The organism is Enterobacter sp. AC1, from assembly GCF_050434705.1.
Taxonomy (GTDB): Bacteria; Pseudomonadota; Gammaproteobacteria; order Enterobacterales; family Enterobacteriaceae; genus Enterobacter; species Enterobacter cloacae_L.
The window spans coordinates 141,219-157,263 of the sequence record NZ_JBNDIZ010000005.1 but is presented as its reverse complement, the minus strand read 5'-3'; the positions used below and the strand labels follow the sequence as shown (position 1 = coordinate 157,263).

Here is a 16,045-nt window from a genome sequence, read left to right as displayed (position 1 = left end):
AAGTAAACAACTTAAAAATTGGCACGATAGTTGCTATGTCTAATGCATACCGTTCATAACTTGCGTGTCAGGAGAACCGACTATGTCTGATTTCGATCCCTCTCAGATGGCTACAACATTAGCAGGCTACGATATCCTTGCACTGCAAAACGCAATCAAAACGCAGAAAACGACCTATGACGCGCAGACGAAAGCGCTCGCGTCGCTGCGTACGGCCCTGACAACCTTCCGTAGCTCTATTACCGCCCTGAACGCCAGCAGCGCCAGCGTCCTGAAAAACATCGCCACCATGAACCAGGAAGGCATTGCGACGATCAGCGCCAGCGCCAGCGCGCGTAAAGGGACCTACAGCCTGAACGTCACACAGCTGGCGACCGCCCAGCAGAAAAGCTTCGCAGGGCTGGACGATGACGCCATCAAAAACGCGAGCGGTACGCTGAAGATCAACCTCAACGGTGAAAGCATTGAGGTTGATATGGACGGCCTGAACAGCCTCGCTGATTTTGCCGATGCGATTAATAAAACCGACTTCCCGAGCGCGTCGGATAATTCCTCTACCACGGCGACCAGCGCGCAGAATGGCGTCACTGCCTCGCTGATGCGCATCGACGGCAACGTTTCGCTGATGCTAAGCAGCGACCAGAGCGGCGCGAAGTACGATATCCAGCTGGACACCAGCGGGATGACGGCCGGGCAGAACATTTTCGATAACCCCCAGACGATCACAAACGGGAAAGATGCGCTGTTTACGCTGGGGGATTCGCCGACACAATATTCCAGCAGCTCCAATACGCTGGACGATTTGGTTGACGGCGTCTCCATTAAGCTGACCGGCACCACGGAGGCGAATAAGCCGCTGGTGATCTCTATCGATACCGATACCACCGAAACAAAGAATCAGATCCAGGCGTTTCTCGACGCCTACAACGCCCTGCGCGACACCCTCACGGACATGACGAAAAGCGGTACCAGCGCAGATACGCGCGGCGCGTTCGCGGGCGATGCCAGCATGTCCTCGCTTAGCAGCAGCCTGGGTAATTTGCTGCGCGGCACGTTTGGCGACCAGAACATGAGTAAGTTCGGTATTGCCGCAGATAAAGACGGCAAGCTCACCCTCGATTCTGACGTGCTGGAAAAGCAGCTCAAAAATGACCCGCAGACGGTCGCGCAGTTCTTTAACGGCAACGACGGCCTGATTAAGGCGATGGATAAGTCGCTGGATAAATACCTCAGCACCAGCAGCGGCCTGTTGAAAAGTCGCCAGGACACCCAGGATCGCCAGAAGACGGAAATCGATAACAAAACCGAAAAAATGAATACGCGTTATGAATCCTCCTACAACCGCTATCTCAAGCAGTTTACGCAGCTGCAGAAGATCATGACGCAGATGAACAACACCATGAGCATGTTTGTTTAATTCTAAGGGAACCGACGTTCAATGTACGGAAATGATCAGGAAGGCTACGGCCTGTATCAACAATCCGATCTGGCCATTCAGGCCTCGGCGGCGAATCCGCACCAGCTGGTGCTGATGCTGTTTAACGGCCTGATGGATGAGCTGGTCCGGGCCAAAAGCCATATTGTTGCCCGTCGCTACGAGCGCAAGGCGCAGAGCATCAACAAGTGCATCGACATTCTCAATGCGTTGACCAGCTCGCTGGATTTCGAAAAGGGCGGCGAGCTGGCGCTGAGCCTGGCGAACCTGTACGACTACTGCGTTTATCGTTTGTATGACGCCAGCCATAAGCTCTCGGTCGAGATTATTGACGAGGTGGAAGTGATCCTCGGCAATATCCAGGACGGCTGGCAGCGAATGGGCCAGACGGCATGAGCATGCAACACGTCATTCAGGTCTTAACGCGCGGGTTACGCCAGGCGACGGAAGATCACAACTGGTCCGCCGTGATGAACGTGGATGCCAAAATCGCCGAGCTGCTGACCGCGATCCGGGGAAAAACGCTGACAGCAGACGAGCGTCAGGCGCTGGACGAGCTGAAAAAGGTTCACCGGCAGGCGCGCGATTATTGCCAGGGCGAGAGCGATAGGGTTGAGGCCAAACTTAACCTCGCGATGCGCAATCGTGAAGGGGCGGCGGCCTACGCTCTGTTTTCTAACGATGGAGGCGTGCGCTGATGGATATCCTCAACCTGGCGCAGGGAATGGTCAACGGTTCCGGCCTGACCATGCAGGCAGAACCGATTGCCGGCCCGAAAGCGGTGGAGACCCCCGCACAGACGCCGGCGGCGTTTAACGACGCGCTGCTGAACGTGATTAATTCTCTCATGGTCGGGCAGACTAAAACGACGCGCGACACCACCGTGAGTGCGGTGCCGCTTCCACAACGCAGCGACGATGATGACGACGAGACCGCCGACGCGCCGGCGCCGGGCGATTCCCTGCTGAAGGCCGATGCCCCGCAGCAGCTGCTGGAAGCGCTGCTGATGACCAGCCAGATGCCGGTGCAGCCTTCTTCTGGCTACCTTGCGAAGGCGCAGCCCGCCGCTGACGCCGTGATGCAAAACCTGCAGCCGCAGCTGGCGGCGCAGGCACTGCCGATGGGCATTTCTCCCTCGCTTTCACCATCACATCAGGCGACGCCGGTGGGCCCTGTCGACCCCGCGGCGAGCCCGCTGCCTGCCGTACAGTCCGTCACCCCGACGCTGATGGCGGCGATGGCACCGGTGGCTCAGACGACCCTCATTACCCCGCAGCCGGGAAGCGACATTGCCGACGCCCCGACGTCCGCACCGATGCCGGTAGCGACCACAACATTGAAAATGGATCCCGAGCCCGGGCGCTGGGGGGAACAGCTGCAGCGCGCGCTGGGCGAACGTTTGCAGGTGCAGGTGAAGCAGCAAATTCAGCATGCGACTATCCGCCTTGACCCGCCGGATATGGGGAAAATCGATATTTCAATGCAGGTCGATAACGGGCGGGTGCAGGTGCAGATCAACGCCAGCCATGCCGAGGTGTATCGCGCCCTGCAGCAGACGAGCAACGACCTTCGTCAGAGCCTGACGGAGCAGAATTTTGTCCAGGTTAACGTGCAGGTGTCATCCCAGTCCGGGGGGCAGCAGCAGGGCCGAGGACAATCATTCACCGGGCAGCACAACGCCATCCTGGCGGGAGCGGAAATCGCGGCCAATACAGCGGATTCGCCGGACCTCCGACGCGATGACTCGGTACTACTAACGGTTTAAACAAAACGATATGAATGTAAAAACACTCTCTTTCGGCCTCGTTATCGCCCTCTTTACCGCCATGCTGGCGGCGGGGATGACGGTAGTGGGTACTCATTTGCTGCGCATGGATGAAGCGACGGGCAGCAGTTTCTTATCCGGGATATTCAGCAGCTCTGACAAGGGAGCCGTGGAGTTTGTGGAGATTAAAAACGTCGTGATTACCCTGAAGGGAAACGGGGAGACGGAGCGCTACCTGCTGCTGGAGCTGAACCTGGCGACCAATGGCCCGGAAGAGGCAGCGAAAGCGAAGGATATGATCCCGGCGGTGCGTGGCGCAACGGTTAGCCTGCTCTCCGATCTCGACTACGACGAAGTGCGCGCCATGAGCGTGAACCAGCTGCACGATAAGCTGCAGGCCGCCTACCGCGAGCGGTTCAAGAGCCTGAAGATGGACGTCCCTTTTAACGACGTCATCATCAGCAAAATGGTCTTCCAGTGACGGTTAAGCCGTAATGGACATGATGGACTTTATTGCGAGTGACACCCTGACGGCCGCAGACGAAGCGCGCTACGTCAGCGCCTATTTGCCGCTGGTGAACAAGGTGGTGAAGCAGCTCGCCTATCAGACCAGCAGCGTGATCGATCGCGAAGATATGGAGCAGATCGCCCTGATGGGGCTACTGACCTCTTTGCGCCGCTATGGGCACCCGGACGCGCAGTTTGCCGCCTACGCCGTGCAGCGTATCCGCGGGGCGGTGCTGGATGAACTGCGTCTGCTGGACTGGCGCCCTCGCCGCTTGCGGCAAAAGACCCACAAGCTGAACGACAGTATCCGCGAGATGGCGCGCCAGCTCGGGCGGACGCCCACATTTGAGGATCTTAACCGCCATCTGTCCATCTCGGCGGAGGAGTATCAGGAATATTTATTGCTGGACTGCGCCAAAACGATAGAGAGCCTGGATGAACTACTGGGCAATGATGCCCACACCGGGGCGCTGAATAGCCGACAGCTGGAAGACGAAGTCGTCACCAGCCGGACGCTGCGCAGCGCGCTGGCCTCGCTGGACGAGCGTGAACAACTGATTGTGACGCTTTATTACCAGCATGAGATGAGCCTGAAAGAGATCGCTCTGGTGCTTGATTTAACGGAAGCCAGGGTGTGTCAGCTCAATAAAAAAATCGCCCAAAAAATTCAGTCTTTTTTCCAGAAGTGAAAGGTTTATGCAGAAATTCTTCGGTATCGTAATCATCATGAGCTGCGTGGTTGGCGGCTTCCTCATGTCCGGCGGCCATCTCGGCTCGTTCTGGCAACCTGGTGAAATTATCATCATCCTTGGCGCAGGTTTAGGCGCCATGGTGCTGGCTAACCCTCGCGCCGTTCTGGCGGAAATGTACCGCCAGTTTCGCGGCATCATGCGCAAAAACGAATACACCAACGAGTACCAGCGCCAGCTTCTGATGCTGTTATATGAACTGCTGGAGCTGGTGCAGGACGGCGGCCTGAAGGTGCTGGACGAGCACATCGAGTCGCCGGAAAACAGCCCGCTGTTCCAGCGGTATCCGCTCATGCTCCACGATAAGGCGCTGGTGACCTTTATCTCCGATAACTTCCGCCTGATGGCGATGGGCAAGATTAACGAGCACGAGCTGGAAGGGATCCTCGAGCAGGAGCTGGTGGCGATGGAGGAAAACCTGCTGCAACCGTCCCGCTCCCTGCAGCGTACGGCGGAGGCGATGCCGGGCTTCGGGATCTGTGCCGCGGTGCTTGGGATCATCATCACCATGCAGTCTATCGACGGTTCCATCGCGGTGATTGGGGTAAAAGTGGCCGCCGCGCTGGTGGGTACCTTCCTCGGCGTCTTCTTCTGCTACTGCTTAATGGATCCGGTGGCGAACGCCATGGAACAGCGTACCAAAAAACAGCTGGCCGTGCTGGAGTGCGTGCGTACGGTGCTGGTTAACCACGTGGCCGGTAAGCCGACGCTGCTGGCGGTGGATGCGGGTCGCAAAATGCTGCCGATGGATTCCAAACCAACCTTCGCGACGCTGGACGGCTGGGTGGAACAGATGACGGGTGAAGCCTGATGCGCAGCCGCAACAAAGAACATACCACCATCATCAAACGCTCCTCGCGCAAAAGCCATGACACCTTTCATGGCGGCGCGTGGAAAGTCGCCTTCGCCGATTTTACGCTGGCGATGATGGCGCTGTTTATGGTGCTGTGGATTATGGGCGCGGTAACGGAAGAAGAACGTAAAGAGATTGTCTCGCTGCTGAACGGCGAGTCTATTTTTGAAGGCAATTCGATGACGCCTGTTACCCAGAAAGAGGGGAACGGCGGCCAGCTCGCGCTGCTTGATACGCGTCACGCCAGGAAAAAAGAGCACCTTAAAGAGCAGGCGAAGAAAGATGCCGCGCTCGCGAGCCAGAATAAAAAGACGGAGAGCCTGGAAGAGGTCAGCGCGCGTTCTCAAAACGAGATTGAAGACCTGGCGCGCATCATCATGAAGATCACGTCAGCCTACGACGCGCAGGCCAACCTGAAGATGGAAATCGTGCCGCAGGGGCTGCGTATTCTGATCACCGACGATCGGAAACGGGAGATGTTCCAGCGCAGCAGCGCGATCCTGACGCCGTTCTTCAAGCGCCTGCTCACCGAGTTTGCCCCCGAGCTGAACAAAATCAATAACAAAATCATCATCACGGGCCATACCGATGCCACCTGCTTTCGCGATCAGGAGCTTTACAACAACTGGAATCTTTCCGGCGAGCGCGCAATGCAGGCGCGTTCGGTGCTGACCCGCAGCGGCCTGGATCCCAACAAAGTTCTGCAGGTTAGCGGTATGGCCGATCAGATGCTGCTTGACCCGGAGCACCCGCTCAGTTCGGCCAACCGCCGGATTGAAATCATGGTGCTGACGCATTCGGCCAGCGATTCGCTGTATCAGTTTTTTGGCCAGCACGGTGAGAAGGTGATTAAGCCGCTGACCGAAAAACTCGCTCAAAACCCTTAATTCGACCGTCGCGCTGTGAACCTGTTCCGCCTCATCATCACCTTTGTACCTGTCCGGACTGTCACCCGGCAGGTACGCTTTTTTTTCCTTTTCCTGATGCTGATGGTAACGACAGGCTACGCCAGCGCAGCGCCAGTGCCGGTAAAAACACCGGAGGCTAAAACCGTCAGCGATGCGAAAAAGCGCGAACAGAACCGCCAGCGTCTGATGGCGAAGGCAAAAAAGCATGTGGCCGCGGTGCCAGCAGCGCCGGAGCAGAAGCGCCAGGAAATGGCGCTACGTCTGGCCGAACGCGCCAGAAACCGGGAAAGGCTGGCGATGCATTCTCGCTGGTCACCCGGTAGCCTGGGCCGCTCTGAAGCATTGTGGCGCGACGTGCAGGATGACGCCGCTATTGCGACGCGCCGTACACAAAAGTCCGTCAGCAAGCTCCGAACCGTGATCCATCGCCTGGAGAGCCAGCTCGGCAAGCCCTACCTGTGGGGAGGAAACAGCCCCAGCGACGGTTTCGACTGTAGCGGGCTGGTGTTCTACGCCTTCAATGATGTGCTGGACCGCAAGCTGCCGCGCACGGCCAACGGAATGTTTCAGGACAGCGCCCTGAAGCCCGTTCACCAGGAAAAACTGCGGCGTGGCGATCTGGTCTTTTTCAATATCAACCAGCGCCCTGGCGCGGACCACGTGGGCGTTTATCTCGGCGATGGGCGCTTTATTGAAGCGCCGCGTACCGGACTGACGATCCGTATCAGCCAACTTTCTGACAATTTCTGGCAATCACATTATCTGGGTGCCCGGCGCGTGTTTTAGGCCCGCGTAACGCCCGTTAACCCCCTTTTGGACTGAAAAATCATGACCGTAACCCGAATGAAATTCGCCATTGATGATGGCTCAACTAACGTAAAAATTAGCTGGATTGAGAACGGCACGCTGAAGACGGTGGTATCGCCGAACTCTTTCCGCAAAGACTGGAAAAGCGCGGCGCTGCTGCGCGGGCAGTCGGTGTACAACTACACCATCGGCACGACCAAATATACCTACGATGCGACGTCCGATAAGGCGCTATCCACGACCCACATTGACTATCAGTATGACGATCTCAACCTGCTGGCCGTTCACCACGCCCTGCTGCTCACCGGCATCGCGCCGTGCGACGTGGAGGTGATCGTCACGCTGCCGATCACCCAGTTCTACAACCCGGACGACTGCCAGCGCAACGAAAGCCGCATCGAGGCCAAGCGTCGTAACCTGATGCGCGACATCACCCTGAATAAAGGCGAACTGTTCCGTATTGTGGATGTCCAGGTGATGCCGGAAAGCCTGCCCGCCGCGCTTTCCCATCTGCTGAACTCCAACGTCACCGAATTCACCCGGTCGCTGGTCATCGACTGCGGTGGTACTACGCTGGATATGGGAGTGATTGTTGGCGAATTTGACGACGTCTCCGCGATTTACGGTAACAACGAAATCGGCGTCGCGATGGTCACGGATGCAACCCGAAAGCTGCTGGCTGCCGCTGACAGCGACTCCAGCTATCTGGTAGCGAACGAGCTGATTAAACGCCGCCACGACGGGGATTTTGTCAAAAGCGTCATTAACGATGAATCGCGTATCGAAGAGATCCTCGAGCGGGTGGAGATTAAGATTCAGGAGCTGGGCGACCAGGTGGCTTACGAAGCGAAGAAGTTCGCCAAGAACCCCAACCGCGTCTACCTGGTTGGCGGCGGTGCGCACCTGGTTGAATCCGCCGTCCGCGAGGCCTACGCCACGCTTGGCGACCGGGTGATTGCGATTGATAACCCGCAGAGCGCGCTGTCGCGCGAAATTTGCCTCTACCATGCCGACGCCGGGGTGGAGACGATAGCCGCGCCGCGCATGGCCGAGGTGGGCGACGATGAGTAACAGGCGCATTCGCCGCGTTGATCTCTCGCTGCATTTGTCGCCGGAGCAAACGCGCGCGGACCTGCGCGCGATGCTGGAGCTTAAAAAGTGGCATCAGGCGCTGAGCCAGGCGGGCAGTCCGGGTGATGTGAGTATGGAAATGCGTCGCTTCCATCGCAACGTTTACCTTGCCGGATTACAGCTCCAGCTGATGAGCCCGCCGCTGTGCAGCCATATTGCCGAGTCGCTGGGACGTGACGCGTTAACCCTTGATGAGCTGTGCAGCGAGCTGGCGAGTGCCGGGCTGCTGCCGGTAGCCACGGCCCCGTCAACGCCGCCTGTGCCAGAACAGCCCGCGGCAGGTGGAGATTTTAGCAAGCAGCAGTTGAGGCAGATGCGCGCGCTGATGTCGGATGCGCTACAGCGACAGGCCACGCCGGACGATGCCTCCCGTCAGGCACTGAATCAGCTGCAGGGAGAAGTGGCGCAGCTTAAGGTCCTGCTTGAACAGCAAAACCTGCTGCTGCAGCAGTTGCGCACGTCTGGCCGTGCCGTCGAGCCCGAAAGTACCAAAAAAGGGCAGGCGGAAGCGCTGGACGTGAGCGCGCTTAATGCGCCAACGGAGAAAATGAAGGAAATTCGCAAGAAGGGGATTTTTTAGAACAGGGCGTGGCTGACGAAGTGCAAAAAAAAAGACCATCATTTCCATGGTCTTTTATTTTGATAAGTCATGCGTGAAACGTTACTCGATATTCTGGATCTGCTCGCGCATCTGCTCAATCAGCACTTTCAGCTCAATCGCTGAGTTAGTGACTTCCGCATTAATCGACTTAGACGCCAGGGTGTTCGACTCGCGGTTGAACTCCTGCATCATAAAGTCGAGGCGGCGGCCTACGGCTTCTTTCTTCTTAAGAATGTTGTAGGTCTCTTTAACGTGCGCTTCCAGACGGTCCAGCTCTTCAGCGACGTCAACGCGCTGCGCCATCAGCACCAGTTCCTGTTCCAGACGGGTGTTTTCCAGCTGAACTTCCGCTTCTTCCAGCTTGGCGACCAGGCGCTCGCGCTGCCACTGCAGCACTTCTGGCATATGGGTGCGTACTTTGGCGACTTCAGCGCTTACGCCTTCAAGGCGCTGCTCAATCATCCCTTTCAGTGCCTGGCCTTCGGTTTCACGGGCAACGATAAAGTCGTCCAGGGTACCGTCGAGGGCTGCCAGGATTTCGGCGGCAATGGCATCCAGATCCTGCTCGCCGGCGGCCATAACGCCAGGCCAGCGCAGAATATCAACCGGGTTGATTTCGCCCTCATCGCTCTGCATTTTGACCCAGTTCGCCGCATTGACGAGCTGTTTCGCCAGTTTTTCGTTGAGGATCAGCTCGCCCTGCGCGCTGGCATCAGGCTCGAAACGCAGGTTACATTCCACTTTACCGCGCGTCAGGCGCGTACGGATACGCTCGCGTACAACAGGCTCAAGGCTGCGGAACTGCTCCGGCATGCGGAAATACGTTTCCAGGTAACGCTGGTTTACCGAGCGCATTTCCCATGTGGCGCTACCCCAGCTACCCTTGATTTCACGCCGGGCGTAGGCGGTCATACTGCGGATCATAGACATTCCCGTTTTTAAAGGAGAGATGGGGGGATTATAGCTTTCGGGGGCTTCTCAGGATAGGAATAAGCGTCCTTTATCCGTATAATGCGCAGCCACATTCGTTTCAAGCCGGAGAATCCATCATGCGTCCATCAGGCCGTAGCGCCAATCAGGTGCGTCCCGTCACCCTGACCCGTAACTATACAAAACACGCTGAAGGCTCCGTGCTGGTTGAGTTTGGTGACACGAAGGTTCTGTGCACCGCGTCCATCGAAGAAGGCGTTCCACGCTTCCTGAAGGGTCAGGGCCAGGGCTGGATCACCGCAGAGTACGGCATGCTGCCGCGTGCGACCCATACCCGTAATGCCCGCGAAGCGGCAAAAGGCAAGCAGGGCGGTCGTACCATGGAAATTCAGCGTCTGATCGCGCGTGCGCTGCGCGCCGCCGTTGACCTGAAAATCCTCGGCGAATTTACCATCACGCTGGACTGCGACGTGATTCAGGCAGACGGCGGCACGCGTACCGCCTCCATTACCGGCGCATGCGTTGCGCTGGCGGATGCCCTGAATAAACTGGTCGCGGCCGGTAAGCTGAAAACCAACCCAATGAAAGGCATGGTTGCGGCGGTCTCCGTGGGCATCGTTAACGGTGAAGCGCTTTGCGATCTGGAATACGTTGAAGATTCCGCTGCCGAGACGGACATGAACGTGGTGATGACCGAAGACGGTCGCATTATTGAAGTGCAGGGCACGGCAGAAGGCGAGCCATTCACCCATGAAGAACTTCTTGCCCTGCTGGCTCTGGCCCGAGGGGGAATCGAATCTATCGTAACGACGCAGAAAGCGGCGTTAGAAAATTGATTTTAAAGGCGACCAATGAGTCGCCTTTTTTTTGCCTGTAAGACAGAAAAACCAAAGGAGCAAATCCATGAAATCGTATCAGCGCCAGTTTATTGAGTTTGCGCTTAACAAGCAGGTACTTAAGTTTGGCGAGTTTACGCTGAAATCCGGGCGTAAGAGTCCCTATTTCTTCAACGCCGGGCTGTTTAATACCGGGCGCGATCTGGCACTGTTAGGCCGTTTCTATGCCGAAGCGCTGGTGGATTCCGGGATTGATTTTGACCTGTTGTTTGGCCCGGCCTACAAAGGCATTCCAATTGCGACCACCACCGCGGTGGCGCTGGCGGAACACCATGACCGCGATGTGCCGTACTGCTTTAACCGCAAAGAGGCCAAAACCCACGGTGAGGGCGGGAATCTGGTCGGCAGCGCGCTGCAGGGCCGCGTCATGCTGGTCGACGATGTCATCACCGCAGGCACGGCGATCCGTGAATCAATGGAGATTATCCAGGCCAACGGCGCGACGCTGGCGGGCGTACTGATTTCTCTGGATCGTCAGGAGCGCGGTCGCGGTGAGATTTCCGCCATTCAGGAAGTGGAGCGCGACTACAGCTGCAAAGTGACGTCGATTATCACCCTGAAAGACCTGATTGCGTATCTGGAAGAGAAGCCGGAGATGGCGGACCATCTGGCCGCGGTACGTGCATACCGGGAAGAATTCGGGGTTTAATTGCATTGCCCGGTGGCGCTACGCTTATCCGGCCTACCAATTCGTAGGCCGGATAAGGCGAAGCCGCCGTCCGGCAACGCTGTTACTGCAGCTGCGCAGCCACTAACGGCCAGCGGGCGTCAAAATCGTCCGTTGGACGGTATTTGAATTCGCTGCGCACAAAACGTGAGAGCATGCCTTCGCAAAACGCCAGTATCTGGCTTGCCAGCAGCGTTTCATCAATGCTGTATCCTTCGCCTTCACGCATTTTCTTCTCGCGCAGCACCTGACGCAGCTGGGCTTCAATACGTTCGAAAAGCTGGTTAATGCGGCCCTGCAGTCTGTCCTGCTCGAACATCAGCGCGTGACCGGTCAGGATACGGGTTAAACCCGGATTGCGTTCACCAAAGCCCAGAATTAACAGCACAATCAGACGCAGACGCGCGGTCGTGTCTTTTTCGTCTTTCAGAATCAGGTTGATGCGCGTGATCAGGCTGTCTTCAATAAATTCGATCAGGCTGTCGAACATCCGGGTTTTGCTCGGGAAATGACGGTACAGCGCCGCCTCAGACACGCCTACAGAGGCGGCCAGTTTAGCGGTGGTGATGCGTTGACTGCCATCGCTGGATTCAAGCATCAGAGCCAGAGATTGAAGTATTTCTTCGCGACGATTCCTTTTCGCGGTTTGTTTTTCTGCCATGTTACAAAATACCCCTGAAAATAAGCACTTGCCAGGCTGGCATCCACACAGCGACCGCAAACTGACGTTTGCGGTTTGTTATTGCATTATGGCGCTGTGGGATACGTCTCTGTCGGGCGGTTATTTGCGCCCTGAATGGCCGAAGCCGCCTTCGCCACGGTCGGTGGCGTCAAAGTCTGCCACCAGGTTAAATTCTGCCTGTACCACCGGTACAAAGACCATCTGCGCGATACGTTCGCCGGGCTCAATGGTGAAGCTGTCCTGACCGCGGTTCCAGACGGATACCATCAGTTGACCCTGGTAGTCAGAGTCAATCAGGCCAACCAGGTTACCCAGCACAACGCCATGCTTATGGCCCAGGCCAGAACGCGGCAAGATCACCGCCGCCAGAGACGGGTCAGCAATGTGAATGGCCAGGCCAGTCGGCACCAGGGTAGTGACACCCGGCGCCAGTTCTACGGCGTCATCGAGACAGGCGCGCAGGTCAAGTCCGGCAGAGCCGGAGGTGGCATAGGTTGGCAGCGGGAATTGCTCGCCAACACGCGGGTCCAGAATCTTAACGTCGATTTTTTTCATCATAACGGGTAACGATCTCGTCGAGTAATTGTTGGCCCAGGAGTTCCTTGCGCTCAAGCGGTAAGACTTTATCTCCATCCTGCCAGAAAAGGTGCAGTGCGTTGCTGTCGCTGTTAAATCCTTGTGTGGCCAGCGATACGTCGTTCGCGCAAATCAAATCGAGGTTTTTGCGGGTACGTTTTTGCCGGGCATATTCTTCCACATTATTTGTTTCTGCGGCAAACCCAACAACGTAAGGGCGATGGCTTTTTAGTGCGGCGACGCCGGCGACAATGTCCGGGTTTTTCACCATTTTTAGTGTTAATTCATCGCCTTGCTTTTTAATTTTAGCCTCGGCGATGGTTTCCGCGCGATAGTCCGCGACGGCCGCACAGCCGATAAATATTTGCTGATTTTGCGCGTTTGCCTGCACGGCAGCGTCCATCTCCAGCGCGGTGGTGACGTCAATCCGCTTTACGCGCGCGGGCGTAGGCAGCGAGACCGGGCCGCTCACCAGCGTGACGTTCGCGCCGCGCTTTGCCGCTGCGGCGGCAATCGCAAAGCCCATCTTACCGGAGCTGTGGTTGGTGATATAGCGCACCGGATCCAGCGGCTCGCGCGTGGGGCCCGCGGTAATCATGATGTTGAGATGTTGCAGATCGTTGACAGGCGAAAAATGGGCGGCGGCCAGCTCGACAATAGTCAGCGGGTCAAGCATACGCCCGGGGCCAACGTCACCGCAGGCCTGGCTGCCGCTGTCCGGTCCCCAGATAAGCAGGCCGCGTGAGGTCAGCGTCTCCAGATTGTGCTGGGTGGCCGCGTTGCGGTACATCTGCTGGTTCATGGCAGGCACGACGGCAACGGGCGCAGGCGTGGCCAGACAAATGGTGGAGACCAGGTCGTTTGCCATACCGGCTGCCACCCGGGCGATTAAATCCGCCGTGGCGGGAGCAAGAATGACCAGGTCTGCCCATTTCCCCAGCTCAATATGGCCCATCGCGGCTTCGGCGGCCGGATCGAGCAGGCTGTCAGATACCGGGTACCCTGAAACCGCCTGCAGGCTCAGGGGCGTGATAAAGGCTTTACCGCCTTCGGTGATCGCGACCCGCACATCTGCCCCGCGCTCGCGCAGACGACGCACCAGCTCCGGCGCTTTATAGGCAGCAATACCGCCGCTTACGCCAAGAACGATTTTTTTACCGGCCAGGCTCATCATGATTCTTTCCTGTTGGGTTTCACCAGAGAGCGGGCATTTTATCACAATCCCTAAAACGAGGTGATTTTGTCCTTCGGTCGCTTTGCGAGGCGCTACGCAAGAACGCAACGTGGTCGTCGAGCGGCTGACTGGCCTGTGGCAGCATGCGGTAAAAAAAGGAGAAGAGCATGGATGAAGAGGATGAGCAGCTTCTGCCGCGCGAAAAACTGCTGCGCTATGGCGTCACCCTGTTAAAAGACGATGAGCTGCTGGCGCTTTTTTTACGTACCGGAACGTCCGGGAAGACGGTGTTTACGCTGGCAAAAGAGCTGATAGCGCATTTTGGCTCACTGCATGGGTTGCTGACCGCCGAACTGGCGCAGTTTAAGCACGTTGAGGGGATCGGCGTGGCAAAATATGCCCAGTTGAGAGGCATTGCCGAACTGGCCCGCCGTTTTTACAGGGTCCGCATGGAGGAGGAAGACCCGATCCTGACGCCCGCGATGACGCGCGAATTCCTGCAAAGTCAGTTAACCGATGCCGAGCGTGAGATCTTCATGGTGATCTTTCTCGACAACAGAAACCGGGTGCTGAAACATAGCTGCCTCTTTGCCGGCACGTTAAGCCACGTTGAGGTGCATCCGCGTGAAATTGTGCGGGAAGCGATAAAAGTGAATGCAGCGGGCGTGATCCTCGCGCATAATCACCCCTCTGGCTGTGCAGAACCGAGCAGAGCGGACAAAGAAATCACCGAACGCATTATCAAATGCTGTCAATTCATGGACATTCGTGTGCTGGACCATTTGATAATTGGCCGCGGAGAGTACATTTCTTTTGCAGAACATGGCTGGATTTAGGCTATTTCTCGCGATCCATCGGGATCTTTGTCTGTTCGGGACTTGAGCACACCGCCGAGTCAGCGTATACTACGCCACCTTTGAGAATCTCGGGTTTGGCATTTGGGCCTGGCAATCGAGAGTTCACTTAGAACTATGCGATGACCGGGCTGTAAAGCCTGACGAGGCGCCGATACCCCATACGAAGCTCGAGCTAATTTGATTTTTGGAGAATAGACATGTCCCGAGTCTGCCAAGTTACTGGCAAGCGTCCGGTGACCGGTAACAACCGTTCCCACGCACTGAACGCGACTAAACGCCGTTTCCTGCCGAACCTGCACTCTCACCGTTTCTGGGTTGAGAGCGAGAAGCGTTTTGTCACCCTGCGCGTATCTGCTAAAGGTATGCGTGTAATCGATAAGAAAGGCATCGATACAGTTCTGTCTGAACTGCGTGCCCGTGGCGAAAAGTACTAAGTACTTAAAGAGGAAATAAATCATGGCTAAAGGTATTCGCGAGAAAATCAAGCTGGTTTCTTCTGCTGGTACAGGTCACTTCTACACCACCACGAAGAACAAACGTACTAAGCCGGAAAAACTGGAACTGAAAAAATTCGATCCAGTTGTACGCCAGCACGTACTGTACAAAGAAGCTAAAATCAAATAATTTTAGCCTCCTTGTATAGAAAAACCCCGCAACTGCGGGGTTTTTTGCATTCTGCATCTCAACGGAGGAACCATGCCTGAATTACCTGAGGTAGAGACCAGCCGCCGCGGCATTGAGCCCCATCTGGTCGGTGCGACTATTCTTCACGCGGTTGTCCGTAATGGGCGTTTGCGCTGGCCGGTGTCCGATGAGATCCATGCCCTGAGCGATAAACCCGTCCTTAGCGTGCAGCGTCGCGCTAAATACCTGCTGCTGGAACTGCCCGACGGCTGGATTATTATTCATCTGGGAATGTCCGGGAGCCTGCGCATTCTGACCGAAGAACTGCCTGCGGAAAAACACGACCACGTCGATCTGGTGATGAGCAACGGCAAAGTGCTCCGCTACACCGACCCACGGCGCTTTGGCGCGTGGCTGTGGACGAAGGAGCTGGAAGGGCATAACGTGCTGGCGCATCTGGGCCCGGAGCCGCTCTCAGACGCGTTTAACGCGGAATATCTGAAAGCGAAGTGCGCAAAGAAAAAGAGCCCGATTAAGCCCTGGCTGATGGACAATAAGCTGGTGGTCGGCGTGGGGAATATCTATGCCAGCGAATCGCTGTTTGCGGCCGGGATCCATCCCGATCGGCTGGCCTCTTCGCTGTCTGCGCAGGAGTGCGAGCTGCTGGTCAGAGTCATTAAAGCGGTACTGCTGCGCTCGATTGAGCAGGGTGGGACAACGCTGAAGGACTTCCTGCAAAGTGACGGCAAGCCGGGCTATTTTGCCCAGGAGCTGCAGGTGTATGGCCGGAAAGGCGAACCGTGCAGAGTCTGCGGCACGCCAGTTATTGCCACGAAGCACGCCCAGCGCGCGACGTTCTACTGCCGGCAGTGCCAGAAATAGC

The 16,045-nt window shown here is 56.8% G+C and carries 21 protein-coding genes; 17 read left to right on the top strand and 4 right to left on the bottom strand.

From position 1 onward, the window contains the following. Positions 1-82: 82 nt before the first annotated feature. The 11 genes from fliD (at position 83) to M2433_RS15610 (ending at position 8,735) form a co-directional block, all read left to right on the top strand. Positions 83-1,417, top strand: a complete 1,335-nt coding sequence (gene fliD, locus M2433_RS15660) for a flagellar filament capping protein FliD (protein WP_429055441.1) — start codon at positions 83-85, stop codon at positions 1,415-1,417. 21 nt (positions 1,418-1,438) lie between these two features. After that, positions 1,439-1,831 (top strand): flagellar export chaperone FliS, encoded by a 393-nt coding sequence (gene fliS, locus M2433_RS15655; RefSeq protein WP_047347551.1) that lies wholly within the window; start codon positions 1,439-1,441, stop codon positions 1,829-1,831. Between the two features lie 2 nt (positions 1,832-1,833). After that, positions 1,834-2,133 (top strand): hypothetical protein, encoded by a 300-nt coding sequence (locus M2433_RS15650; protein ID WP_429055443.1) that lies wholly within the window; start codon positions 1,834-1,836, stop codon positions 2,131-2,133. Continuing rightward, positions 2,133-3,200: a flagellar hook-length control protein FliK gene (locus tag M2433_RS15645; protein ID WP_429055446.1), complete on the top strand. Its 1,068-nt coding sequence runs from the start codon at positions 2,133-2,135 to the stop codon at positions 3,198-3,200. Before M2433_RS15650 ends, M2433_RS15645 begins: the two co-directional genes overlap by 1 nt. Positions 3,201-3,210: 10 nt before the next feature. Continuing rightward, positions 3,211-3,681, top strand: coding sequence for a flagellar basal body-associated FliL family protein (locus M2433_RS15640; protein ID WP_429055448.1), 471 nt, complete (start codon positions 3,211-3,213; stop codon positions 3,679-3,681). Between the two features lie 13 nt (positions 3,682-3,694). Next, positions 3,695-4,396: a FliA/WhiG family RNA polymerase sigma factor gene (locus tag M2433_RS15635; protein WP_047347553.1), complete on the top strand. Its 702-nt coding sequence runs from the start codon at positions 3,695-3,697 to the stop codon at positions 4,394-4,396. A 7-nt stretch (positions 4,397-4,403) separates the two neighbouring features. Beyond that, on the top strand, positions 4,404-5,267 hold the full coding sequence (motA, locus tag M2433_RS15630; protein WP_429055449.1) for a flagellar motor stator protein MotA: 864 nt from the start codon (positions 4,404-4,406) through the stop codon (positions 5,265-5,267). Continuing rightward, positions 5,267-6,196: a putative lateral flagellar export/assembly protein LafU gene (gene lafU, locus M2433_RS15625; protein WP_429055451.1), complete on the top strand. Its 930-nt coding sequence runs from the start codon at positions 5,267-5,269 to the stop codon at positions 6,194-6,196. Before motA ends, lafU begins: the two co-directional genes overlap by 1 nt. Before the next feature lie 102 nt (positions 6,197-6,298). Next, positions 6,299-7,003, top strand: a complete 705-nt coding sequence (locus M2433_RS15620; protein ID WP_429055453.1) for a C40 family peptidase — start codon at positions 6,299-6,301, stop codon at positions 7,001-7,003. 42 nt (positions 7,004-7,045) lie between these two features. Further along, complete coding sequence (parM, locus tag M2433_RS15615) at positions 7,046-8,095, top strand: plasmid segregation protein ParM domain-containing protein (protein WP_429055455.1); 1,050 nt, start codon at positions 7,046-7,048, stop codon at positions 8,093-8,095. Then, positions 8,088-8,735: a hypothetical protein gene (locus M2433_RS15610; RefSeq protein ID WP_429055457.1), complete on the top strand. Its 648-nt coding sequence runs from the start codon at positions 8,088-8,090 to the stop codon at positions 8,733-8,735. Before parM ends, M2433_RS15610 begins: the two co-directional genes overlap by 8 nt. Before the next feature lie 81 nt (positions 8,736-8,816). Here M2433_RS15610 and M2433_RS15605 read toward each other — a convergent pair whose 3' ends face one another. Beyond that, positions 8,817-9,680: a YicC/YloC family endoribonuclease gene (locus M2433_RS15605; protein WP_047347559.1), complete on the bottom strand. Its 864-nt coding sequence runs from the start codon at positions 9,678-9,680 to the stop codon at positions 8,817-8,819. A 125-nt stretch (positions 9,681-9,805) separates the two neighbouring features. Here M2433_RS15605 and rph point away from each other — a divergent pair, with 125 nt between their 5' ends. Together rph and pyrE are read left to right on the top strand one after the other, a co-directional pair. Further along, positions 9,806-10,522: a ribonuclease PH gene (rph, locus tag M2433_RS15600; RefSeq protein WP_059310368.1), complete on the top strand. Its 717-nt coding sequence runs from the start codon at positions 9,806-9,808 to the stop codon at positions 10,520-10,522. A gap of 67 nt (positions 10,523-10,589) precedes the next feature. Further along, complete coding sequence (gene pyrE / locus M2433_RS15595; protein WP_010426430.1) at positions 10,590-11,231, top strand: orotate phosphoribosyltransferase; 642 nt, start codon at positions 10,590-10,592, stop codon at positions 11,229-11,231. 82 nt (positions 11,232-11,313) lie between these two features. On the opposite strand, the gene slmA is transcribed toward pyrE, so the two are convergent. The 3 genes from slmA to coaBC form a co-directional block, all read right to left on the bottom strand. Then, positions 11,314-11,910, bottom strand: coding sequence for a nucleoid occlusion factor SlmA (slmA, locus tag M2433_RS15590; protein ID WP_008502690.1), 597 nt, complete (start codon positions 11,908-11,910; stop codon positions 11,314-11,316). A gap of 120 nt (positions 11,911-12,030) precedes the next feature. Then, positions 12,031-12,489, bottom strand: coding sequence for a dUTP diphosphatase (gene dut, locus M2433_RS15585; protein WP_047347561.1), 459 nt, complete (start codon positions 12,487-12,489; stop codon positions 12,031-12,033). Beyond that, entirely contained in the window at positions 12,467-13,678 is a 1,212-nt protein-coding gene (gene coaBC, locus M2433_RS15580) for a bifunctional phosphopantothenoylcysteine decarboxylase/phosphopantothenate--cysteine ligase CoaBC (protein ID WP_429055679.1), read from the bottom strand. Before coaBC ends, dut begins: the two co-directional genes overlap by 23 nt. A 170-nt stretch (positions 13,679-13,848) precedes the next feature. Here coaBC and radC point away from each other — a divergent pair, with 170 nt between their 5' ends. The 4 genes from radC to mutM all read left to right on the top strand — a co-directional run bounded on the left by radC (position 13,849) and on the right by mutM (position 16,044). Then, positions 13,849-14,517, top strand: coding sequence for a RadC family protein (gene radC / locus M2433_RS15575; RefSeq protein ID WP_059310370.1), 669 nt, complete (start codon positions 13,849-13,851; stop codon positions 14,515-14,517). A 218-nt stretch (positions 14,518-14,735) separates the two neighbouring features. Then, the gene (gene rpmB / locus M2433_RS15570; protein ID WP_002436699.1) at positions 14,736-14,972 is read left to right on the top strand and encodes a 50S ribosomal protein L28; all 237 of its coding nucleotides are present in this window, start codon (positions 14,736-14,738) and stop codon (positions 14,970-14,972) included. A 22-nt stretch (positions 14,973-14,994) separates the two neighbouring features. Continuing rightward, on the top strand, positions 14,995-15,162 hold the full coding sequence (rpmG, locus tag M2433_RS15565; RefSeq protein ID WP_003024094.1) for a 50S ribosomal protein L33: 168 nt from the start codon (positions 14,995-14,997) through the stop codon (positions 15,160-15,162). A 72-nt stretch (positions 15,163-15,234) separates the two neighbouring features. Beyond that, positions 15,235-16,044 (top strand): bifunctional DNA-formamidopyrimidine glycosylase/DNA-(apurinic or apyrimidinic site) lyase, encoded by an 810-nt coding sequence (gene mutM, locus M2433_RS15560; protein ID WP_023309890.1) that lies wholly within the window; start codon positions 15,235-15,237, stop codon positions 16,042-16,044. Position 16,045: the final 1 nt, after the last annotated feature.